The organism is Actinomadura sp. NPDC048394 (genome assembly GCF_040651755.1).
In the GTDB taxonomy this organism is placed as follows: domain Bacteria; phylum Actinomycetota; class Actinomycetes; order Streptosporangiales; family Streptosporangiaceae; genus Spirillospora; species Spirillospora montaniterrae.
Window position 1 is genome coordinate 122287 of record NZ_JBEZJL010000001.1, and the last position, 21004, is coordinate 143290.

Annotated in this window: 21 protein-coding genes and 2 riboswitches; of the genes, 10 read left to right on the forward strand and 11 right to left on the reverse strand. The window is 69.7% G+C overall.

The features are described from left to right. Positions 1 to 9: 9 nt before the first annotated feature. Positions 10 to 876 carry a PCRF domain-containing protein gene (locus AB0C78_RS00650; protein WP_360740140.1) on the forward strand — a complete coding sequence of 289 codons (867 nt, stop codon included), beginning with the start codon at positions 10 to 12 and terminating at the stop codon, positions 874 to 876. 229 nt (positions 877 to 1105) lie between these two features. Next, a complete protein-coding gene (locus AB0C78_RS00655) occupies positions 1106 to 2533 on the forward strand; it encodes a trehalose-6-phosphate synthase (RefSeq protein ID WP_360740143.1) in 1428 nt (475 codons plus the stop codon). Here AB0C78_RS00655 and AB0C78_RS00660 read toward each other — a convergent pair. Then, on the reverse strand, positions 2514 to 3125 hold the full coding sequence (locus AB0C78_RS00660; protein ID WP_360740145.1) for an ATP-binding protein: 612 nt from the start codon (positions 3123 to 3125) through the stop codon (positions 2514 to 2516). The two genes, AB0C78_RS00655 and AB0C78_RS00660, sit on opposite strands and share 20 nt — an antisense overlap. Positions 3126 to 3323: 198 nt before the next feature. Here AB0C78_RS00660 and AB0C78_RS00665 point away from each other — a divergent pair, with 198 nt between their 5' ends. Continuing rightward, the gene (locus AB0C78_RS00665) at positions 3324 to 3551 is read left to right on the forward strand and encodes a DUF397 domain-containing protein (protein WP_151541974.1); all 228 of its coding nucleotides are present in this window, start codon (positions 3324 to 3326) and stop codon (positions 3549 to 3551) included. A 57-nt stretch (positions 3552 to 3608) separates the two neighbouring features. Further along, positions 3609 to 5144, forward strand: coding sequence for an acyl-CoA synthetase (locus AB0C78_RS00670; RefSeq protein ID WP_360740147.1), 1536 nt, complete (start codon positions 3609 to 3611; stop codon positions 5142 to 5144). 111 nt (positions 5145 to 5255) lie between these two features. Here AB0C78_RS00670 and AB0C78_RS00675 read toward each other — a convergent pair whose 3' ends face one another. The 3 genes from AB0C78_RS00675 to AB0C78_RS00685 all read right to left on the reverse strand — a co-directional run bounded on the left by AB0C78_RS00675 (position 5256) and on the right by AB0C78_RS00685 (position 11130). Continuing rightward, positions 5256 to 6806, reverse strand: coding sequence for a DHA2 family efflux MFS transporter permease subunit (locus AB0C78_RS00675; protein WP_360740150.1), 1551 nt, complete (start codon positions 6804 to 6806; stop codon positions 5256 to 5258). 384 nt (positions 6807 to 7190) lie between these two features. After that, positions 7191 to 10445, reverse strand: a complete 3255-nt coding sequence (locus AB0C78_RS00680; protein ID WP_360740152.1) for an NACHT domain-containing protein — start codon at positions 10443 to 10445, stop codon at positions 7191 to 7193. A 46-nt stretch (positions 10446 to 10491) separates the two neighbouring features. After that, positions 10492 to 11130 carry a hypothetical protein gene (locus AB0C78_RS00685; protein WP_360740155.1) on the reverse strand — a complete coding sequence of 213 codons (639 nt, stop codon included), beginning with the start codon at positions 11128 to 11130 and terminating at the stop codon, positions 10492 to 10494. A gap of 298 nt (positions 11131 to 11428) precedes the next feature. On the opposite strand from AB0C78_RS00685, the gene AB0C78_RS00690 reads away from it, so the two are divergent. Continuing rightward, entirely contained in the window at positions 11429 to 12310 is an 882-nt protein-coding gene (locus AB0C78_RS00690; RefSeq protein WP_360740157.1) for a helix-turn-helix transcriptional regulator, read from the forward strand. A gap of 24 nt (positions 12311 to 12334) precedes the next feature. Here the strand turns inward: AB0C78_RS00690 and AB0C78_RS00695 are convergent, their stop codons facing one another. After that, on the reverse strand, positions 12335 to 12592 hold the full coding sequence (locus AB0C78_RS00695) for a DUF397 domain-containing protein (RefSeq protein ID WP_360740159.1): 258 nt from the start codon (positions 12590 to 12592) through the stop codon (positions 12335 to 12337). 404 nt (positions 12593 to 12996) lie between these two features. After that, positions 12997 to 13086, forward strand: a riboswitch (SAM riboswitch). Positions 13087 to 13092: 6 nt separating this feature from the next. On the opposite strand from AB0C78_RS00695, the gene AB0C78_RS00700 reads away from it, so the two are divergent. Together AB0C78_RS00700 and AB0C78_RS00705 are read left to right on the forward strand one after the other, a co-directional pair. Further along, positions 13093 to 13710, forward strand: coding sequence for a GNAT family protein (locus AB0C78_RS00700; protein ID WP_360740162.1), 618 nt, complete (start codon positions 13093 to 13095; stop codon positions 13708 to 13710). Next, positions 13707 to 14333, forward strand: a complete 627-nt coding sequence (locus AB0C78_RS00705) for a GNAT family protein (protein ID WP_360740164.1) — start codon at positions 13707 to 13709, stop codon at positions 14331 to 14333. Before AB0C78_RS00700 ends, AB0C78_RS00705 begins: the two co-directional genes overlap by 4 nt. A gap of 28 nt (positions 14334 to 14361) precedes the next feature. Here AB0C78_RS00705 and AB0C78_RS00710 read toward each other — a convergent pair whose 3' ends face one another. Further along, complete coding sequence (locus AB0C78_RS00710; protein ID WP_360740166.1) at positions 14362 to 14910, reverse strand: alpha/beta hydrolase; 549 nt, start codon at positions 14908 to 14910, stop codon at positions 14362 to 14364. Positions 14911 to 15004: 94 nt separating this feature from the next. On the opposite strand from AB0C78_RS00710, the gene AB0C78_RS00715 reads away from it, so the two are divergent. Then, on the forward strand, positions 15005 to 15490 hold the full coding sequence (locus AB0C78_RS00715; protein ID WP_360740450.1) for an Lrp/AsnC family transcriptional regulator: 486 nt from the start codon (positions 15005 to 15007) through the stop codon (positions 15488 to 15490). A 10-nt stretch (positions 15491 to 15500) separates the two neighbouring features. Here the strand turns inward: AB0C78_RS00715 and AB0C78_RS00720 are convergent, their stop codons facing one another. Continuing rightward, entirely contained in the window at positions 15501 to 15890 is a 390-nt protein-coding gene (locus AB0C78_RS00720) for an ATP-binding protein (protein WP_360740168.1), read from the reverse strand. 186 nt (positions 15891 to 16076) lie between these two features. On the opposite strand from AB0C78_RS00720, the gene AB0C78_RS00725 reads away from it, so the two are divergent. Continuing rightward, positions 16077 to 16925, forward strand: coding sequence for a helix-turn-helix transcriptional regulator (locus AB0C78_RS00725; RefSeq protein WP_360740170.1), 849 nt, complete (start codon positions 16077 to 16079; stop codon positions 16923 to 16925). After that, positions 16922 to 17254, forward strand: a complete 333-nt coding sequence (locus AB0C78_RS00730; protein WP_360740173.1) for a DUF397 domain-containing protein — start codon at positions 16922 to 16924, stop codon at positions 17252 to 17254. The genes AB0C78_RS00725 and AB0C78_RS00730 overlap by 4 nt, the downstream gene beginning before the upstream one ends. Positions 17255 to 17319: 65 nt before the next feature. On the opposite strand, the gene AB0C78_RS00735 is transcribed toward AB0C78_RS00730, so the two are convergent. From AB0C78_RS00735 to bluB, 4 genes are all read right to left on the reverse strand, one after another. Then, positions 17320 to 18486 (reverse strand): hypothetical protein, encoded by a 1167-nt coding sequence (locus AB0C78_RS00735; RefSeq protein WP_360740175.1) that lies wholly within the window; start codon positions 18484 to 18486, stop codon positions 17320 to 17322. After that, entirely contained in the window at positions 18479 to 19060 is a 582-nt protein-coding gene (locus tag AB0C78_RS00740; protein WP_360740178.1) for an RNA polymerase sigma factor, read from the reverse strand. The genes AB0C78_RS00735 and AB0C78_RS00740 overlap by 8 nt, the downstream gene beginning before the upstream one ends. 136 nt (positions 19061 to 19196) lie before the next feature. Next, a complete protein-coding gene (locus AB0C78_RS00745; RefSeq protein WP_360740181.1) occupies positions 19197 to 20078 on the reverse strand; it encodes a GNAT family N-acetyltransferase in 882 nt (293 codons plus the stop codon). A gap of 56 nt (positions 20079 to 20134) precedes the next feature. Then, the gene (gene bluB / locus AB0C78_RS00750) at positions 20135 to 20749 is read right to left on the reverse strand and encodes a 5,6-dimethylbenzimidazole synthase (RefSeq protein ID WP_360740184.1); all 615 of its coding nucleotides are present in this window, start codon (positions 20747 to 20749) and stop codon (positions 20135 to 20137) included. Between the two features lie 34 nt (positions 20750 to 20783). Beyond that, positions 20784 to 20976: riboswitch (cobalamin riboswitch) on the reverse strand. Positions 20977 to 21004: the final 28 nt, after the last annotated feature.

Here is a 21004-nt window from a genome sequence, read left to right on the forward strand (position 1 = left end):
GATGGCGCCATGGACGCGTGGGAGGCGGTGACGGCCGAATACGCCGCACTGGAGGCGCAGTTGGCCGACCCCCGCGTCCACAGGGACTTCCGGCGCGCGCGCAGGCTGCGCCGTTGCGCAGCGGCACTACGGCCGCTCAACGAGGACGCGCTGCGCCTTCGCGCGCTCCTGGACGATCTGCGCGACGTCCGCGATCTGGCCGCCGACCCCGCCTGGCGCGCCGACCCCGCCTGGCGCGCCGAGGGAGACCGGATCGAGCGGGAGGCGGCGTCCCTGCGCGCGGACCTGGCCGCCGCCGTCGCCGCGCGCGATCCCTTCGACCCGTACGACGTGATCGTGCTGATCGACGCGGAGACGGGCGGTCATCGTCCCGTCCAGGCCGTCGTGGACGCCTACCAGGAGGACGCCCGGGCCAGAGGCTGGCACGTCGAGCACCTCTACAACGACCCGCCGCCGCACTGGGCGATGCTGGGCATCACGGCGGGGGAGGAGGGGCCCGGCCCCTGGTCCGTCCTTAAGGACGGCGGCGGGCCCCGGGCGGTGCGCACCGCGGACGGCCCTGGCACCGCGCACGTCACCGTCCTCCCCGAAGCGGAACCCGCGGCCGTCGACCCTCGGGACGTCCGCATCGACCTGTACTGCACGCGCGAACCGGGCGCTCAGACGATGCTCCGGGTGCTCCATGAACCGACCCGCGTCGGCGCCTACGGAGGCGCCCCGGTGCCCGCGCGCGCCCAGGCGAACGCCATGCGCGTCGTGTGGGCCCAGCTCGCAGTACTGGGAAGCGCTCTAGAAGGCCGTTATCAGGCGGTTCCGCAGGCGCCGGGCGGGCATCTGCGCCTGCGGGCCGTGGCCGGCCGTCCCGCGTCAGTGTGATCTACGCAACTTTTCTTGTGCGACGTACAGGGAAGGTGACTTTCCGGTAAACAACCGTCACCAGCCTGGAAAGGGATATGGTCCGGTCCAAAACCGGAGCTTGGGCGCCCCGCCTCCCTGACATCCCGCTTTGCTGTCACCGGGTCTTTACGTCGAAGTGACACAATGTTCCCGATGACCGTTTCTGGGCATGGTGATGACCGAGAGTTCCTGGAGAGGCGGGTCGCTGGTGTCGCGCGGTAGTGAGTTCGTTGTGGTGGCCAATCGGCTTCCGGTGGACCGGAGCGTCGGGGCGGACGGGGTTCCGGCGTGGCGGCGCAGCCCCGGCGGGCTCGTCAGCGCCATCGCCCCGGTGATGCGGCGCAGGAACGGCACGTGGATCGGCTGGACGGGCGCGCCCGGCGAGGAGCTCGACCCGTTCGAAGAGGACGGCATGTCGCTCCATCCGATCGCGCAGTCCGCCGAGGAGGTCGCGCTCTATTACGAGGGCTTCTCCAATGCCACGCTGTGGCCGCTGTATCACGACGTCGTCGCCCCGCCCGTTTACGATCGGGCCATGTGGGACGCCTATGTGCGGGTGAACCGGCGTTTCGCGGAGGCGGCGGCGAAGGTCGCGGCCGACGGCGCGATCGTCTGGGTGCAGGACTACCAGCTCCAGCTCGTCCCGGCGATGCTGCGGGCGCTCCGCCCCGACCTGCGCATCGGCTTCTTCCTGCACATCCCGTTCCCGCCCGTCGAGCTGTTCTGGCAGCTGCCCTGGCGGCGGCAGATCCTCGAGGGGCTGCTCGGCGCGGACCTGGTCGGCTTCCAGCTGCCCGGCGCGGCGGCGAACTTCGTCCGGCTGTGCCGGCGGCTGCTGGACACCCGCTACTCCAAGCAGGACGTGTTCTGGGACGACCGGGTCGTGCGGGCCCGCGCGTTTCCCATCTCGGTGGACGTCGGCGAGCTGAACGACCTGGTCGGGCGGCCCGAGGTGGTCGAGCGCGCGCAGGAGATCCGCGGCGACCTCGGGGACGCGACGGTGCTGCTCGGCGTCGACCGGCTCGACTACACCAAGGGCATCACCCAGCGGCTGCAGGCGTTCGGCGAGCTGTTCGGCGACGGCCACCTCAAGCCGGGCCAGGCGGTGTTCGTGCAGATCGCGACGCCGAGCCGGGAGCGGGTGGAGCAGTACCAGCTGCTGCGCGAGGAGATCGAGCAGCAGGTCGGCCGGATCAACGGCGAGTACGGCGAGATCGGGTTTCCGGTCATCCACTATCTGCACAGCTCGTATGACCGTTCCGAGCTGACCGCGCTCTACCTGGCGGCGGACGTGATGGTCGTCACACCGCTGCGCGACGGTATGAACCTGGTGGCCAAGGAGTACGTGGCCTGCCGCCGCGACCTGCGCGGTGCGCTCGTGCTCAGCGAGTTCGCCGGCGCCGCCGCCGAGCTGAAGCGGGGCGCCTTCCAGGTCAACCCCTACGACATCGACGGGCTGAAGGGCACGCTGCTGGCCGCCCTCGGCGCCGAGCCCGCCGAGCAGGCCCGGCGGATGCGCTCGATGCGCCGCCGCGTCATCGAGCACGACGTGGACCGCTGGGCGCAGGACTTCCTCAGCGAGCTGGAGCGCCCGGTCCGGTCGGTGCCGTCGCCGGTCAGCGTCGCGGAGGGCTGACCCGCAGGTCGAAGGAGGCCCACACGGCCTTCCCGCCGGTGGACAGCCGGGCCCAGCCCCACGCGTCGCTGACGCCGCCCACGACGAGCAGGCCCCGGCCGCCTTCGATGAAGCGGTCCGGGTCGTTGGGCAGCGCCTCGGGCGCGCGCGCCCCCGGGTCGGTCACCGTGACGACGAGCCGCCGCGGGTGCCCCACGAGGACGACCTGGATCGGGCACAGCGGCAGCGGCTGAGGAAGCCCCTCCAGGCCGTGCCGCAGCGCGTTGGTCACCAGTTCGGAGACGGCGACCACCACGTCCTCGGCGCCCTCGCCGAGGCCCCACTCGCGCAGCGTGGCCTGGGTGAACTCGCGCGCCGTGCGGGGCGCGGTGATCTCGGCGGGCAGGACGCGGCGGGCGGTGCGGGGGGTGCCGGCGTACGCGGCGGGCCACAGGCCGGCCAGCCCGGGCGGGGTCACCGGGGCGCTCGCGGGAGCGTTCGGGCGCGCGGGCTCCTGCGGGGCGTCCGGCCAGGGCGCGTGCACGGCGTGCCGCGGTCCGCGGCCGCCCATGGCGGCGTGGGCCGCGATGTCGTCTGCCTGGTCAACGGTCATTTCTCGAACCTCGAAGGCGTGCTGGGTCGGTACCGGCGAGCGTTCGCTATCTTGCTCCCCAAGTCGTGCAGATGCAAGACCGTCTGCATGAACGAATGCAAGAACGAATGCACGTGCATCTCGTACCATGGTGTGGGGTGGGGCGAGATCGCGGCCTTCCCGTCGGGGGAGGCTGAGACGCCTGAGGGGGCACAAACGATGAACGGCCACCAGATGCCGGACTGGCGCGACGGGCTGGTCTGGCAGAAGAGCCGGCGCAGCAATCCCAGCGGTAACTGCGTCGAGATGGCCGAACTCCCGAACGGGGAGATCGCCGTGCGCAACTCCCGGGACCCGGAGGGGGCCGTGCTCGTCTACACGCGCGAGGAGGTGGAGGCGTTCGTGGGCGGGGCCAAGGACGGTGACTTCGACCACATGCTGGTCTGACCGTCCAATAAACCGAACGGGATTCCATTCGCCCGTCCGGGCCGGTAACGTGCGGCCATGCACCTGGGGCACGTAGCCGCACAGACGCCCGACAAGCCCGCCGTGATCATGGCGGGCTCCGGCCGGGTCGTCACCTTCCGGGAACTTAACGACGCGTCCAACCGGCTCGCGCAGCTGCTCCACGCGGAAGGGCTCCGGCCGGGCGACCACATCGCGTTCATGCTGGAGAACCACCCGCTCTACCTGGCCATCGCCTGGGCCGCCCAGCGGTCCGGGCTCTACTACACCGCCATCAGCTCCCGGCTCCAGCCCGAGGAGCTCGCCTACATCGTGGGCAACTGCGAGGCCAAGGCCTTCATCACCAGCGCGGCCATGGAGGCCGCCGCGCAGGACCCGCCGGACGTGCCGCTGCGCCTCATGCTCGGCGGCACGGCACCGGGCTACGACTCCTACGAGGAACGCGTCGCCGCGCACCCGGCCGAGCCGATCGAGCACGAGTGCGAAGGCTCGGACATGCTCTACTCCTCCGGGACGACCGGCCGTCCCAAGGGCGTCAAACCGCCGCTCACCCAGGCCCCCATGGGCACCGCCGGACCGCTCTACATGCTCATCACCGGGCTGTTCGGGGCCGGCGAGGACTCGGTCTACCTGTCCCCGGCGCCGCTGTACCACGCCGCGCCGCTGCGCTACTCGCTGATCTTCCAGCGGTGCGGCGCCACCGTCGTGGTGATGGAGAAGTTCGACGCCGAGCAGGCCCTCGCCGCCATCGAGAAGTACCGCGTCACGCACAGCCAGTGGGTGCCGACCATGTTCATCCGGATGCTGAAGCTCCCGGACGAGGTCCGCGCCAAGTACGACCTGACGAGCCTCGCGTGCGCCGTGCACGCCGCCGCGCCCTGCCCCGTCCCCGTCAAGGAGCGGATGATCGACTGGTGGGGCCCGATCCTGCACGAGTACTACGCGGGCACCGAGGGCAACTGCTTCGTCTACACCAACTCCGAGGACTGGCTGGCGCACAAGGGCACCGTCGGGCGCCCCATCCTCGGCGAGGTCCACGTCCTGGACGAGGACGGCGCCGAGCAGCCCCCGGGCACGCCCGGCACGCTGTACTTCGGCGGCGGCCCGTCGTTCGAGTACCACGGCGACCAGGCCAAGACCGACGCGTCCCGCGACCCCTGGGGGCACGGCTGGACGACCCTCGGCGACATCGGCCACGTCGACGAGGACGGCTTCCTCTACCTCACCGACCGCCGCTCCTACATGATCATCAGCGGCGGGGTGAACATCTACCCGCAGGAGGCCGAGAACGTCCTCGCGGTGCACCCCAAGGTCGCCGACGTCGCGGTGTTCGGCGTCCCCGACACCGAGATGGGCGAGGCCGTCAAGGCCGTCGTCCAGCCGGCGTCCATGGCCGACGCGGGCCCCGACCTGGAGGCCGAGCTGATCGCCTACTGCCGCGACCACCTCGCCCACTACAAGTGCCCGCGCTCCGTCGACTTCCGGGCCGAGCTCCCGCGCCACCCCACCGGCAAGCTCTACAAGCGCCTGCTCCGCGACGAGTACTGGAAGGACCAGAGCGCGGCGACCGCCTGACCGCGGCGTTGGAACCGTCCATGGACGGCGCTGAGAGGCCCGCGGACGGCGAAAGCCCCGGCCCGGGAACCCAGGTTCCCGAACCGGGGCTTCTCGGACGTCTGGGACGTCCTAGTGCATCGCGATCGGCACTTCGGCCTTCTCCGCGGCCGCCGTGGTGTCCGGCCGCTTGCGCGGCAGGAGCAGCGCCGGGATGAACGCCAGCGCCAGCAGCGCCACCGCGTACCAGTAGGTGTGCTGGAACGCGTCCGCCATCGGCCCGCCAATCTTGTCCATGACCGCCTTCGGGACCGGGCCCTGCGAGTTCGCGTTGCCGCCGCCGCCGAACGGCTTGAGGTTCGACGCCAGCTTGTTCGCCAGCAGCACCGAGATCAGCGCGGTGCCGAGCGACGTCGACACCTGCTGGATGATGTTCAGCATCGTGCTGGCCCGCGGGACCTCGTCGTGCTGCAGGGTCTGGATGGCCGCCGCCATGGTCGGCATCATCGTCATGCCCATGCCGAGGCCCATCACGAACAGCACCCCGCCGAGCGCCCAGAAGGACGTGTCGGCCTCCAGGATCGCGGCGAAGCCCGCCACCGACAGCACCACCACGACCAGGCCGACCAGGACCACCCGGCCGGGGCCGATCCGGTCGGTCAGCTTGCCGCCGATCGGCATGGTGACCATCGCGCCGAGGCCCTGCGGGGCCAGCAGCAGGCCGGAGTGCAGGGCGCCCTGCCCGCGCACCGTCTGGTAGTACAGCGGGAGCAGCAGCATCGCGCCCATGAACGCCGCCATGAACAGCACCATCGTGCCGGACGCGGCCAGCACCGAGCGGCGCTTGAGCAGCCGCAGGTCGATCAGCGGGCTCTTGGCGTTCAGCGCCCGGAACACGAACCCGATCACCAGGACGGCGCCGATCACCGTCGGGATCAGCCCCTCCGGCTTGGTGAAGTCCTTCAGCTCGGCGCCCTTGGCCAGGCCGTAGATCAGCGCGGCGAGGCCGGGCGACAGCAGGATCAGGCCGGGGATGTCGAGGCGCTCACCGCGCTGCGGCTCGTCCCGCTTCAGGATCCGCGCGGACATGAACAGCGCGACGATGCCGATCGGCAGGTTGATGAAGAAGATCCACCGCCACGACACGTCGTCGACCAGCCAGCCGCCGAGGATGGGGCCGAGGATCGGGCCGAGCAGCATCGGGATGCCGACGACGCTCATCACCTGGCCGACCCGCTTCGGGCCGGCGGCCTGCGTCAGGATCGTCATGCCGGCGGGCATGATCATGCCGCCGCCGAGGCCCTGCAGCACCCGGAACACGATCAGCGAGCTCGCCGACCAGGCCAGCCCGGCCAGCATCGAGCCGATCACGAACAGCCCGATCGAGATCATGTAGAGCCGCTTGGTGCCGAACCGCGCCGCCGCCCAGCCGGTGATCGGGATCACCGTGGCCAGCGCGAGGGTGTACCCGGTCGCCACCCACTGGATGGTGGCCAGCGGGGCGTCGAACTCCTTGGTCAGGTCATTGATCGCGACGTTGACGACCGTGACGTCGAGGATGGACATGATCGCGCCGAGGACGACGCACATGGCCACCGCGAGCACGCCGCGGTCCAGCCCGCCTCCGGGGGCAGAGTCCTCCAGCGGGCCGTCCGCCGTCTGCGAAGACGCGGGAGCGGTCAACTCTCTTCCAATCGTCAGGGCCCGTGCACGCGGGCACGCAGGGACCGTGGGAACGTTCTCGGGGATACCGCAGCAAAATACTGCAGAGACTGACACTTTCGCGAACGAGTAAACTTCGCGGCCTTCGGGACTATTCCAGGGGGGTCCGACACTCTGGCCGGGGTCTGCGCTGCTCCCCGGCGTCCAGCCTCCGACCTCGACCGCACTCGAGGTCAACACAGTGTGACGCATCCGACATCGAGGTCTCCCCCTTCCCGCGGCGCTCCGAAGCGGACGCACAGGCAGACCAGGGCACTACAAAGAACTCATCGCCCGTATGCCGAAATTTCCCGACAACTTTCCGTAACCGTCCGCCCTCCGCTCGGCGCGGACGGACGGACGCCCTCAGGAGACCTTCAACCGCCGCCCCAACACCTCGCCGCCCCGCACCTCCTGCCCCGCGGCGATGCGGACCGTGAGTTTCCGGTTCTGGCGGAGCGGGGCGAGATCGAGCCCTGGCGCGGCTCCCGTGAGATCCAGCGACTCGAGCCGCGGCAGGGAGGCCAGCGGGGTGAGGTCGCGGATCTCCTGGCAGTTCGCCAGGACCAACTCCGACAGCAATGGGAGGCTGGCGAGCGGTGTCAGGTCGGCGACCGGAGTGGAGCGGAGGACGAGTTCCCGCAGGCGCCTGAGCCCCGCGCACACGGAGATGTCCGCCGCGGCCTCGCACTGCTGCAATATGAGCCATGTCAGCGGGAGCCGGTTGAGCGGGCTCAGATCGTCCACCCAAGTGCACCGGTCGAGGATCAGACCCCGCACCTGCGGGGCCGCTTCGACGACATCGGCCAGCCCGCAGTCGAGGTCGGTCTGACCGAGCGACAGCGCCTGAACCTCCCGGAGCGGCGGAAGGGATTCCAAGCTCTTCAGATGCACTCCACCGCTGACAGAGAGGAGCCGGACCCGCTTGTGGCGGGTGAGGGGCGTGAAGTCCTCGATGTGTTCGCATGCGCTGAGCCAGATCATCGCCAGGTCGGGAAGCGCGTCCAGGAATCGCAGAGTGGTCATCCCCGGTGCTCGGATCTCCAGCTCACGGAGTCTGGGCAGCGGGGGAAGGAGGCAGGGGTCGAAGAAGGGGTCGTCCGACAGCAAGGCCAGCTTGCGGAGTGAGGCGGCATGACGGCTGAGGAAGCCGAGATCGCTCGGCCGGTCCAACCAGGCGGAGATTCTGGAGAGAGGAGGGACGGCCGCGAGCGCAGCGAGTTGGGGCGCGGAGTCGTCCACTGAAAGTCCGGCGCCGTCGGGAAGCGAGGCGAGAACCCGCTCGGCATACTCCCCGGGGTCGTAGTACTGCCAGGCATCGTTCAGCGCCATCCAGACCTTCGGACGCTGGTCGGCGCCGTAACGGGCGAGGACGTCCAGGCTTTCCGGGCCGTTGATCAAGGCGGCCGTGTGGATCGTCGCCCTCGCGGCCCCGGCGGGAATGCCGTCCAGGGTCTCGGGGAGGCGGCGGAGGACGGGTTCGCCTGCGGTGGCGAGGGAGCGGGCGGAGGCTTCGTCGCGGGGCGGGATGAGGTCGTCCAGGCAGCGGTCGAGGTCTTCGCGCAGGTCGTCGGGGACGGACGGGAGCGTCTCCAGGCAGGCGACCGCCACCAGCTTCAAGGCGCGGGCGCGTCGCTTCTCCGTGCGAGCGCGGCTCAGGACGCCGGTGAGCAGTTCGCAGCGGAGGGGTTCGTTGGCGTGGCCGGCGGCCATGATGACGGTCTCGCGCCAGGTGTCGCGGTGGGCGTTCTGGACGAGGAGGTCCATGTCGCCGAGGTCGGCGGCCTGCTTGGCGGCGAGGTACTCCTGCACGGTCCGGTGGACGAAATCGATGCGTCCGGGCACCGGTTCGCGGAGGACGCCGCTGCGCTGCAGCAGCTCGTCCAAGACCTGCGCAGCCGGGACGCGGACCTGTGGCATCGAAGCGAGCCGGTCGGCGACGAGCCGCTCGACCATCCCCTTGGGAAGTTCGACACGGGCGCTGGTCGACAGCTGCCAGGCGATGTCCTGCAGGATCCGGATCTTCTGGTCGCGTTCGAGGACGCTCGGGATGCCGCGTTTGGTGTCCCGTGTCTCCAGCAGCATGTCGAGTGCGGCCGTGTAGAGGCCCATGCGGTTGCGGGGGAGTGCCTCGCGGTCGAGGTTGAGCGCGCAGAGCATCGCGGCGAGCAAGGGGCTGGACGCGAGAGTCCGCAGGTGAGGGGCCGCCTCCAGGCGCGCCAGCAACCGGGCCTCGTAGGCGGGCAGCCGCTCCGGCGTGCACGGGATGTCGGCACAGTCGCGGACGGCGTTGTGCCAGTGCTGGACGAGCGTCCGCACGTCCGCCGGAGCGAGCTGTTCCAGGAAGGCCGTGGCGAAGCCCTCGGCTTGGAGCCAGTCGGACGCGGCGGCGGCCGGGCGCGACGTGACAATGACGCGGATGCCGGGGAACTCGGTGACGAGCCGCTTCAACCATTGCCGGACGTTCTGGCGCTGGCCGCTCGTCACCTCGTCGACGCCGTCCACAAGCAGCAATGCCCGCCCGGACAACAGCCGGCGGTGCACCCAGCCGCGCGGCATGATCCCGGCGAGGTTGCCTGCGACGTCATCGAGGAACTCTTCCGGACGCGGCAGCGCGCCGCCCGCATGGCTGCGCAGCTTGATGAGGAACGGCACGGAGCCGTTCCATTCGCCGAGCGGCCCGGTGAAGGAACCGCGCGCCGCCGTGATGGCGATCCAGCGCAGCAGGGTGCTTTTGCCGCCGCCCGCCTCACCACGTAGCAACATCAGCCGATGGTCGCCCAGGGCGGCTTCGACGCGGACGGCCCCCGTTCGCACCTGGTCGCGCCATTCGCTGAGCGGCACGGCTTGCGGCGCCCGGGGGCGCCTGCGCGCGCTCTCATCAGACACGTTCAGGCTGATGTAGGCGACGCTCAACGTCGTCTGCGGGCGCATGAACCGCTCGAACCGGACGCCGAAGAGTTCCAGCGTGTCGAGTGATTCGCTGATTGACGCGAGGTACCGCCGGGTGAACTCCTCGTCGTCGGCCACGCCTTCGGGCGCGGTGAGCGTCCGCGCCGGAAGCCGGGCCAGGACGGTCCCGACTTGCTCGGCGAGCCCGCTGAGACGTCCGAGCATCTCGGCGGACGCGCGTGGGCCGAACTCCGGCAGGTGAACGACGATGCGTGCCAGGCAGTCGCAGCATTCGTCGAGGACGACCTCGTAAAGGTGCGCGCCCGCCTCGCCCAGTTCGAACTCCGCCCGCCGCGCCGGGAGCCGCGACCGAAGACCTCGTGCGAGCTTCACCGGGTCGGCGTCCGCCGCGAAGAAGGCGTCATCAGAGAGGTCGGCGTTCTCCAGGGTGCGGACGACCTCGAACAACGCGGCGTCGCGGTCGCCGTCCGTGAGCCCGCCGAACTCGTTACCCGCGAACGTCAGTAGCCGCTCGGCGACCGCGTCGGCGATGCCCTCGAACTGCCGCTGGACGCGCCGCCGCTTGAGTTCGTCCGGGAATCCCGTCCTGATCAGCTCGGTGAGGTCCTTGCCAGCGGCGTCACGCGTGGAGCGCCCGGCGAGCCACCGTCCCACGGCCAGCCGCGCCACCGATGCCCCCACCCGCAACGCGGCCACCTCAACCGACATGGCACCTCCGACGAGACCGGCTGAGCCATTATGGCGGGAAACCCGGTCATGCGATGGCCATTGGCCGGCTCTCGACCGCCGCCGTTATCTCCGGCACGTGAACGAATCCCTGGCGGCGGCGCGCGGCGACCGACACTCGCACGTCCGGTCGGTACTCCGCAGGGCATATGCCGTCGTAACCGTGTTTGACGATTCCCCAGTAGATGTCCTCAGAGACGACCAGAACGAGAGGTGCACTACTCGTCCGCAGGCATTTCTTCAGTTTCGGGGCGTCCAGCAGGCGGCACGCCAGGTCGATGGCCTCTCCGAACGGACCGTTCTCGTCCTGGTGGATCTCTCCGGCGTGCACCACGGCCCGCAGCCGCATGCTCCTGCTCAGGCGCTCCGCCGCCGGTAACGCCTCGTTGTAGTCGGCGAGCTGGCGGGCGAGCCGGGGGACGAGCCGGGACAGCAGATAGGTCTTGGGCAGTTCGTCGACCGGCTGGAACAGCGCGAGGACGCCGTCTCCCCGGTCCTCGAAGGGATCGCACCACCGGTCGTCGATGCCGGTGCGTGCCATGGCCTCTTTCAGCTGGCCGTAGATCTGGCTCCGCAGCGCTTCCTTGATCGGATTCGTGCGAAAGGCCCCCGTCGAGTTCTCCAGGTCGACGGCCAGAATGCTCCTGTGCACCGGGTTGCCGCTCACCCGAGCGCCCCCAATCCCGCACGTCCCGCCTGCCGGCGATCGTCGCTCTCCTCTTAGAAGGTTCGCCAATAGTCTGCGACCGGATTCGGCAACCGTGCAAGGTGCACGGCGACATGCATCGCCTCTGTATCCATCTGGCAAGCTTGACGACTTCTGGTGGGACAGCAGGATGTCAAAGGTAGGGGACCGCTTTTGCGCGAAGCCTGGTGATCCGGAGAGGACGAGGTTATCGTTGCCCTGCAACTTGCAGATCGGCGCCCGGGCCGCAGGGCCGAAACCGATTCGCTGGGAGGCAGGGGTGGCAGCAGCGCCGACCGTCCGCCGTCGCCGCCTCGGCATCGAGTTGCGGCGGCTCCGGGAGGGCCTGGGCCACACGGTCGAGGAGATCGCGGATCGGCTCGACTGGTCACCGTCGAAATTGAGCCGGATCGAGAACGCCCGTATCGGCGTGCGGGTCTCGGACGTCCGGCTGCTGCTGAAGTTGTACCGGGTGGGCGAGGGCCACCAAGGGGAGGTGCTGGCGCTCGCGCAGGCCGCGACGGAGCAGGGCTGGTGGGCCGGGTACCGGGACGTCCTGTCCGGCGAATTCGGTACCTACGTCGCGCTGGAGGACGAGGCGCGCACTGCCCTGACCTTCGGGACATACGCCGTTCCTGGGCTCCTGCAGAACAGGCAGTACGCGCACCGAATATTGGACAGCGGCAGAATTATCGCCGTTTCCACGCCTCGGCAGGTCGAACGCCGCCTGGATCTCCGCATGCGACGGCAGGACGTACTGCGTCGCGAGAATCCACTGACCCTTTCCGCCGTTATCGATGAGTCCGTCCTGCTGCGCACCGTCGGCGACCGCGACATCATGCGCGGGCAAATGCTCGATCTCATTGAACTGGCCGAGTTGCCGAACGTGCACGTCCACGTGCTTCCGATGGATGTCGACAGGGAGCCGATATTCGCGGACACCTTCACGCTTCTGGAGTTCGCTCCCGCCTACGATGTCACCTTTCCGGATGCCGTCTATCTGGACAATCTACTGACCATGGCGATACTGCAGAGCGACGACGCCACGCACATGTACCGGTTGTGCTGGGACGCCCTCAGGTCGGTCTCGCTCTCCGCCGACGATTCCCTGCGCCGGATATCCCAGGCGGCCGAGGAGTGGGGGCGGGCCGGCCCCCGCTGACCTGCGCCGGGATGGCCACGGCGATCACCGATCCGGATGGTCCTTGATCGCCTGCAGCAGGCCGGCGAAGCGTTCGGCCGAGAGGGGCAGAACCCGCTCCGGTCGTTCAGAGTCCCTCAGTCCCATCTCACCCGGTGAAAGCCGCGCCACTTCGACGCAGTTCCAGTCGCCCGAGCACTCCCTGTCGTCCGTGCATCCTGTGCTTCTGCGCCATGCCCGCGCCGGCGTTCCGGTGGGTGGGTCGCCGGTGCTTCTTCCGTCGTTGTGCGTCCGTGCGGGCATGCTTTGCTCCCTTCTGCGTGACCACGGCGCGGGGGTGTGTGGTCGAGGTAGAGGCTAGCGAGCCGAGCGCCGGTTTCGCGGGTGTTTTCCCCAGCATTTCCGACATTGATGAACCGTCCAACTAGTGTAAATCGGACAGTCAGCAGCAAAAGCGGATTTACGTGGTAGTTAACATGAGGGCGAGCGGGGTGGGCCGACGGTTTGGAAGCGCGTGATGCGCTCACCGCAATGACCGCTCGGGTACATTTTTGTGCAGTTGCCGGTGAGGTGAGATTCTCAATCGAAAACGCTTGGGTGTGCATCAGAAGGCAGTACGGGACGTCCGTTGGCGCGAGACGGGACGATGAGGCGCCTGGAAACGTGTTGACGGGGCGGGAAGGGGCGAGGCAGGATGCGGGGGGTTGTGATCATCTAGAGGATCTGAGGGACCTGGCCCGGTGACGGTCCGGCAACCTGCCTTCGCGGCAAGGTGCCAACGCCAGGAGCGATGAGGAGAGTTCATGGGCGTGCGCCTTGATGTTCCTGTGCTGGCCGGGACGCTGGTTCGGCTGGAGCCGTTGACGTTGGAGCATGTGCCGGAGCTGGCTGAGGCCGCGGAGGAGAACCGGTCGTCCTACGGGTTCACGCTCGTGCCTGGGGCGGCGGATATGGAGTCGTATGTCGCCGGGCAGCTCGCGCGGCCCGGGCTGACGCCGTTCGCGCAGGTCAGGGTCGCGGACGGGAAAGCGGTCGGGCATACGGGGCTGTGGGATCCGCGGACGTGGCCCGGCACGGACCGGCTGTGCGCGATCGAGATCGGGTGGACGTGGCTGGCGGCGTCCGCGCAGGGCACCGGCATCAACGTCGAGGCGAAGCGGCTTCTGTTCACCTACGCGTTCGAGACCTTGGGCGTCGTGCGCGTCGATCTCAAGACGGACGCGCGGAACGAGCGGTCGCGGCGGGCGATCGAGCGGCTCGGCGTGCACTTCGAGGGGGTGCTGCGGAGCTGGTCGCCGTCGTGGGCGCCGGGCGAGGAGGGCACGCTGCGCGACTCGGCGATGTTCTCGGTGGTCGAGTCCGAGTGGCCGTCGGTGAAGACGGCCATGACGAACCGGCTGGCGGAGACCGTCGCGAGGTGACGGCGAGCGGGTTTCCCGGGCGCGTGCCGGTGCTGGGCGGGACGGTCGTACGGCTGGAGCCGCTGGCGATGGGGCATGTGCCGGAGCTTGCGGAGGCCGCCGAGGAGGACAGGTCGTCGTACGGGTTCACTCCGGTGCCCTCGGGGGCGGGCATGGAGGCGTACGTATCCGACAAGCTCGACCGTCCTGGGCTCATGGCGTTCGCGCAGGTCAGGGTGGTGGACGGGAGGGCGGTCGGGCATACCGCGCTGTTGCATCCGCGGCCGTGGCCAGGCCGGGACCGGCTGTGCGCGGTCGAGATCGGGTGGACGTGGCTGTCGGCGTCCGCGCAGGGCACCGGCGTCAATGTCGAGGCGAAGCGGCTTCTGTTCGGCTACGCGTTCGAGACGCTGGGCGTGGCCCGCGTGGAGTTGAAGACGGATGCGCGGAACGAGCGGGCGCGTCGGGCGATCGAGCGGCTCGGCGCGCATTTCGAGGGCGTCCTGCGCAGGTACTCGGAGTCGTGGGTGGCCGGCGAGGAGGGCGAGTTGCGGGACACAGCCATGTACTCGGTGGTCGAGTCGGAGTGGCCGTCCGTGAAGGCGGCGATGGCGAACCGCTTGGCGGACGCCGGCCAGGTCTGATGGCGCCGCGACCTGCGGTGGTGGCCGTTCAGTGTTGGGACAGCGAGTCCAGCAGGTCGCGGCCCTGCTGCCACGAGCCGAGGTCGCTGGCGGAGTTGATGTGTCCACATGCGCCCGTCAGGTGAAATCGTGCCTCCCAGCGCGTTGCGAAGCCGACGGCGGCCTCGGGAGTGCAGTACGGGTCGTTGGCGCTGCCCACCACCAAGGCCGGGCATGGCAATGGCTGCGCTGACACGTCGGTGAACGTCGCGGCCGCCTGGCGTGGGAATGCGGGTGCGTCCGGGTCGGGCGGCGCGACCAGGAACGCGCCGCCTACTCGGCTTGAGGGGTTCCTGAGCAGCCAGGTGGACGCCGCCCAGCAGCCAAGGCTGTGGGCGACCAGCACGACCTGGCTGTCCTGCCGGGACGCGTCGTCGTATGCGTGCTGCACGGCGCCGACCCAGTCGTCCAGGTCGGGGGCGGACCACGAGGCAGGGGAGATCCTCACCGCCGAGGCGCCCCACTGCCGCTCCCACAAGGTCTGCCAGTGCTGCTCGTCCGATCCGTCGATGCCCGGGACGATGACGTGCGCGGTCAATGCCCACCACCATTTCACTCGTCGCTCTCTGCGATCATGAGGGCGTTCCGACGCCGATTCTGATGGATGCATCGGCACGGTGGTCGACTTGCAAGTGATCTCAAAGAAGATGGTGCGGACGACGATGGAATCACTCGACCGGATAGACCGGGACATACTTGCCCTGCTCCAGGCCGACGGCCGGCTGACCGGCGCTGAGGTGGGACGCCGCGTCGGGCTCTCACAGCCCGCGGCGAGCGCCCGCATCCAGCGGCTGGAGAAGAGCGGCGTCATCACCGGCTACCGAGCGCTGGTCGATCCGGAAGCCCTCGGACTGAACATCCACGCGGTCGTCCGGCTGCGCACCACGCACGCCCGGCTTTCCCGCGCTCTGGAGTTCGCCGCCCGGACTTCCGAGATCGCCTCCACCCTCAGGGTCACCGGAGAGGACTGCCTCATCTTCGACGTCTACTGCCCGCAGGCGGCACGGCTCGAAGAGGTCGTGGACGCACTCGCCCGGTACGGTCCCGTCACGACGTCCCTCGTGCTCCGCGCCTATCCGCAGAAGCCGCTGACCGACGCGACGCCGGCGACGTCATGACCCGAAGCGGCTAGAGCTCGAACCAGACGGCGTGGCCTGCGGCGCGCGGTTCCGTGCCCCAGGTCTTCGCGACGGACGCGACGATCCGCAGGCCGCGTCCGGTGACGTCCAACTCGGCCGCCTCGGCGACGTGCGGGACGGTCGCCGCCTGCCCGTCGTCAATCACCTCGATTCGGACGGCCCGCGCCGAGTGGGTCACCTCCACGCGGATCTGCCCGTCGCGTCCCGACTCGGTGTAGCGCAGCGCGTTCGTCAGCAGCTCGCTCATGCACAGCGCCGCGTCGTCCAGGCACGGATGCTCCCGGCCCAGCACGTCGCGCAGCCAGCGCCGTGCGTGCCCCACCGCCCGGTCCATCCCCGGCAACAGAAGCGCGTCGAACCTCATGGTCGGCGCAGTCATCGCCCACTCCCTTCGCATCGCTGTCGCCGAAAAGAATGAGCCGGACATCCCCCGCCGAACGATGCGTTCGCCGGCCTCGTCCGCAGGTCCTCGGGCAAGAGTGCCCCAGTCACTTTTGACTGAGGCACTCTTGCCGCCTTCGTTGGAAACCTTCATCGTGACGCAAAGTCAAGGCATGATTACTCCATGGAGAACGCGCAGCGCCCGACCATGCGAAGCCGCAAGCTCGGCCAGCGCCTTCGCGCCATCCGCGAGGACCGAGGGCTCACCCTCCAGAAGGCCGCCCGCCTGCTCAACCGCACCCCGTCCTCGCTCAGCAAGCTCGAAACCGGCAAACGCGGCATCCGCCGCCCCGCCCTGGAGCACATGCTCGACCGCTACGAGATCAGCGATCCTGGCGAGCGCCAAGCCCTGTACGACCTCGCCCGAGACTCCGGCAAGAAGGGCTGGTGGCTCCGCTACGAGGGGAAGTTGGCCCCTTCGATGCTGGACTACATCTCCTTGGAGTCGGATGCGGCATCGATAAAGAGTCACCAGCTACACCTTGTACCTGGGCTTATGCAGACCGAAGAGTACGCTCGTGAGGTCATTGGGTCCGCCAAGGTCTTGGGCGTTGAGCCTGACATTGACGGGCTGGTGGAAGTTCGTATGCGGCGCCAGCAACTCTTGTTCGAGGAGGACGCGCCTCATCTGTGGGTTGTCGTCTACGAGACCGTTGTCCATCAGCAGTTCGGTGGGCGGCAAGTGGCTCGAGGGCAGCTCAGGCGGCTCATTGAGCTTGCGGAGCTGCCCAATGTGACCTTTCAGATTCTTCCCTTTTCGGCTGGTACTCACCCGGGCCTCAACGGCTCATTTACCACATTGGAAACCAATGATCTTTCGGTGGTCCTGGTTGAGAACCTAACCACCGGGTGGTACCTGGAAGATCCTGATGAGATCAGTCAATATGACATGGTCTTCGACCATCAGAGGGCGAGAGCGCTGTCGCCTTCAGCCTCCCGTTCCTTCGTCGAACGGATAGTGTCGGAAACATGAGCATTCAGGAGTTCGTCTTCTCTTCATGGCGCAAGAGCAGCCACAGTGGGAGTCAAGGCTCAGAGTGTGTGGAGGTCGCCGCCGTGTGGCGCAAGAGCAGCCATAGCGGAAGCGTGGGGCAGGAGTGCGTAGAGGTCGCCTCTGCATGGCGCAAGAGCGGTCACAGCGGCGGTGAAGGTCAGGAGTGTGTCGAGGTGGCGGCGGGGGAGCGGCGGGTGGCGGTGCGGGACTCTAAGGATCCGGACGGGGCGGTGCTGGCCGTCGCGCCGTCCGGGTGGGCGTCCCTGCTCGCCGACGTCAAGGCCGGTTCCCTCGACCTGGCCCGCTGACGCAGGCATGGGGGACGGGCGCGTGATGCGCCCGTCCCATGGCCACTTGCCCAACGCTGTCGCGGTCAGTTCACCGGAGGCTGCCAGTTCGGGTCAGTGACCTCCTTCGGGAGAAGGCTGTCGCGGGGCGCGTTCGTCCATTCGGCGGTCTTGACGATCTCGAAGAACTGGCGGGTGCCGGGGCGCAGTCCGGCGTTCTTCTGGCCGGGGGTCACGACGATGCCCTGGCTGGCGGTGAGGCGTCCGGTCTCTGGGTCGATGAGGAGCTGCCACTCGATGGTGCCGTAGTCGCGTGTGGTCTGCCTCATCGCGACGCCTCGTCCCGGGTGTCCGGAGGCGTCGGTGCCGTCGATCGTCCTGACGTCGCGGAGACCGGCGAGCATCCGGTAGGTCGCGATCCGCACTCGGTCGCTGACCACGCGGTCGGCCAGCAGGATGGGGGCGGCCGTGAACAGGTAGAGGTCCGGGTTCCGCAGCCGCTGGTGGTCGAACTTGGTCGCGTAGTTCAGGATCCACGCCCGCAGCTCGGACGGATTCGCGGGGAGCCGGCGCTCGTCGCGGACACCGAAGTCGAGTTCGGCGCCCTCCTGCTTGAACGGGCCGCGTTCCTCGTCGGGCCCGGTGAGGTGGAGGTCTGAAGCGCTGGGGCGCAGATCCGCTTCCCACGCCTTAGCATCGGCGGGTGTCGCGGGGCGGACGTTGACGTTCGGGCCGTCCCACTCCAGTCCGTTCACCGGGCTGTTGCTGCCGGGGAGCGTGCCGAACTCCTTCGCCGTCTTGGCGCCGAGGCTGTAGGCGTCCTGGGTGAGCTGCACCGTGTAGTGGACGCCGGGGTGGTAGGGGGACGACACCACGACGGTTTCGCCCACGACGCGGTGGACGTGCCAGAACCGTCCGTCCGACGCGTGCTGCGTCTTCGCGTCTGCGGCGGAGAGCAGGAACGTGGACGCGGGCCCGCTCTGGTCGGCCAGCGGTTCGGGGTGGTAGAGCGGCCGCGTCTCCCACCGGTAGGCCGTCCAGGAGACACCGGCGAGGACGCAGGCGGTGGCGGCCGCGACGAGCATTATCGCCCGCTTGGACCGGGGGAGCGGTGCGACGCGGCGGCTCCGGGTGGGCGTCCCGGCGGCTGCGGTGGCTTCGGCGAGGAGGCGGCGGCGGGCCGTCTGCGTGGTCTCGGGGGACGGGGGGCGTTCGGCGGTGTGCATGCGGCTGATGAGGGTCAGGTCATCCACGGTCGTCGTCCTCCTCGTCGTGTCCCGAGGCGCGCAGTGCGGCGCGGACCTGCTTGCGGGCGCGGCTCAGCCGCGAGCAGACGGTGCCGTAGGCGATTCCGAGGGCTTCGGCGACCTCCGGGTAGCTGAGTTCGGCGAGCGCCACGAGGAGCAGGACGTCGCGGTCGCCGTGCCGCAGGCGTGCGAGGGCCGGGCTCAGGCCGAAGCTAGCGGCGTCCACCGCTGAGGTCACGCTGCTCTCGTGGCTCTCGACGACGCCGGTGGTGTGCATCCGGGCCATCGCCTTGTAGCGGCGCAGCTCGTCGCGGCGGTGGCGGCTGATCAGCCGGGTCGCGATGCCGTACAGCCAGGGCCGCGCCGAGGCGTGCGCGGTGTCGAAGACGGCGCGGCGGCGGAAGGCGATCAGGAACGTCTCGGCCGCGATGTCGTCGGCGGCGTCCGCGCCGAGCCGCCGGTCCACGTAGCGGTGGATGTCCCGGTAGTGCCGGTCGAAGAGGTCGGCGAACCGTTCGGGGTCGCGTTGCGCGGCGGTGATGATGTCGGCGTCCGACGGCTCCGCCGATCCGCGCGTCACGGCTCGTCCCGTGGCGCTGGGGGAAGGGTCATGCGGGACCCTTCTGGAAGCGTGGAGGGGGGTCACGTCCTTGATTGCCCGGAAGCGTCCGACCCCTTCTCCGGCCGGACGGTCTTCTCCGGGCCGGACGGTCGGATCATAGGTAGTGGCCGCTCGCCAGGTAGGGGGCGGGGGCGGGCATGCCGCGGACGGCGATGTAGCCCTCCTGGCCGATGTCGAGGCGGGCGGCGAGGCCGACGTCCACCGCCCAGTGGTTGTCTGTGGTGATGCAGTTGACGAGCGTGTCCCCGCGCGCGCTGGCGAGCGCCTCCCACAGCAGGGTCTCGGCGGTCTCGGGACGGTCGGCGGCGAGCAGCGCGGGACGTCCGGCGGCCTCGTCGATGTAGACGTAGTCGCGCCGGCCGGGCGCGTCGGAGACGACCAGCCGCAGCGTCTCCAGCATGTGGACGTGGTCGGGGCCGTGGCCCGCGCCGCGGACGGCGGTGTCCAGCTCGTCCATCCATTCGAGGTCGTCGGCGCGCCCCTCCCGCAGGCCACGCACGGCGGGCAGCGTGGACCGGTCGACGGTGCCGACCATCCGCATCTGCGGGTGCAAGGTGAAGCCCGCCAGCCGGTAGCGGCGGGTCGCCGCGGGATGCACCGTCGAGGAGAACAGGCCCGGGCGGTCGCCGGCGTGGGCGAGGACGGCGTCCATCAGGCGCCTGCCGATGCCCTTGCCCTGCCGGCCCGGCAGGACGCCGTAGGTCGCCAGGTACCAGAGCCGTTCGCGGTTCTGGGAGATGGCGAAGCCCACGACGTCCCGGCCGTCCTCGGCGATCCAGCAGCCGTCCGGATCGACGGACAGGAAGTGGTCCAGGCGGTCGATCAGGCGGCGGGACTGCTCTTCGGTCGGCGGTTCGGGTTCCGGTTCGTTCGCTCGCCGGGTGAGGCGGTCGCCTTCGAGGAACGTCACCGCCGCCGCGCGCTCGGTCGCGACGAGGTCGTCCCGCGCCATGCGCCTGATGCGTACCGGGTCCATGCACGCATGATCACGCGACGGGCGCGGGTGCGCACCTGATTATCCGGGGACGGCGCTCACCAGCGGTCGTGGTGGACGGCGGCGTTCAGGGCGCGGCGGTGGCGCCAGCCGTGGCGTTCGAGGTCGGGGACCGTCTCCAGGTGGGTGACGGGCCCGACGCACAGCCACGCGACCGGGCGGATGCCCTCCGGTATGCCGAGGAGGCCGCGCAGGTACGGCTCCCGGTAGAACGACACCCAGCCGACGCCGAGTCCCTCCGCCGTCGCGGCCAGCCAGAGGTTCTGGACGGCCAGGCAGACCGAGTACAGGCCCGCGTCGGCGATGGCGTGCCGGCCGAGGACGGCCGGTCCGCCGCGTTCGGCGTCGTAGGTGACCACGATCGAGAGGCTCGACTCCAGCACCCCGTCGATCTTGATGCGGGCGAAGCGGTCCGCGGCGTCGCCGGTGAGGGTCGCGGCGAACGCGTCGCGCTCGGCACGGACGTGGTCGTGGAACGCGCGGCGGGCGTCCGGGTCGCGCACCAGGACGAAGTCCCAGGGCTGGGAGAGGCCGACGCTCGGCGCCGCGTGCGCGGCGGTGAGGATCCGGTCGAGGACGCCGTCCGGGATCGGCGCGCCGGTGAACTCGGCGCGCACGTCGCGGCGGCGGTGGATGACGTCGTAGAGGTTCATGGGCAGGCTCCCGCTGCGGTCGGGCCGCCCGGTCGGGCGGCCGTCGGAGCGAGGCCGGTCTTCGGACTCCCGGATCGACGCCTCACCGCCCGCCTTCCCGGCCTTCCGGCCAGTGGCCGCGCTCGCGCGCATGGGCGGCGGCTCCCCGGTCACCGCGGCGGGCCCGTGCCGGATTCGCACCGGCTTCCCGATTCTCCCCGAGGGGCACCTCGCGTCAGTTCACGCCGTCCGCGATCGTAGCGGTGCCCTCGTCCG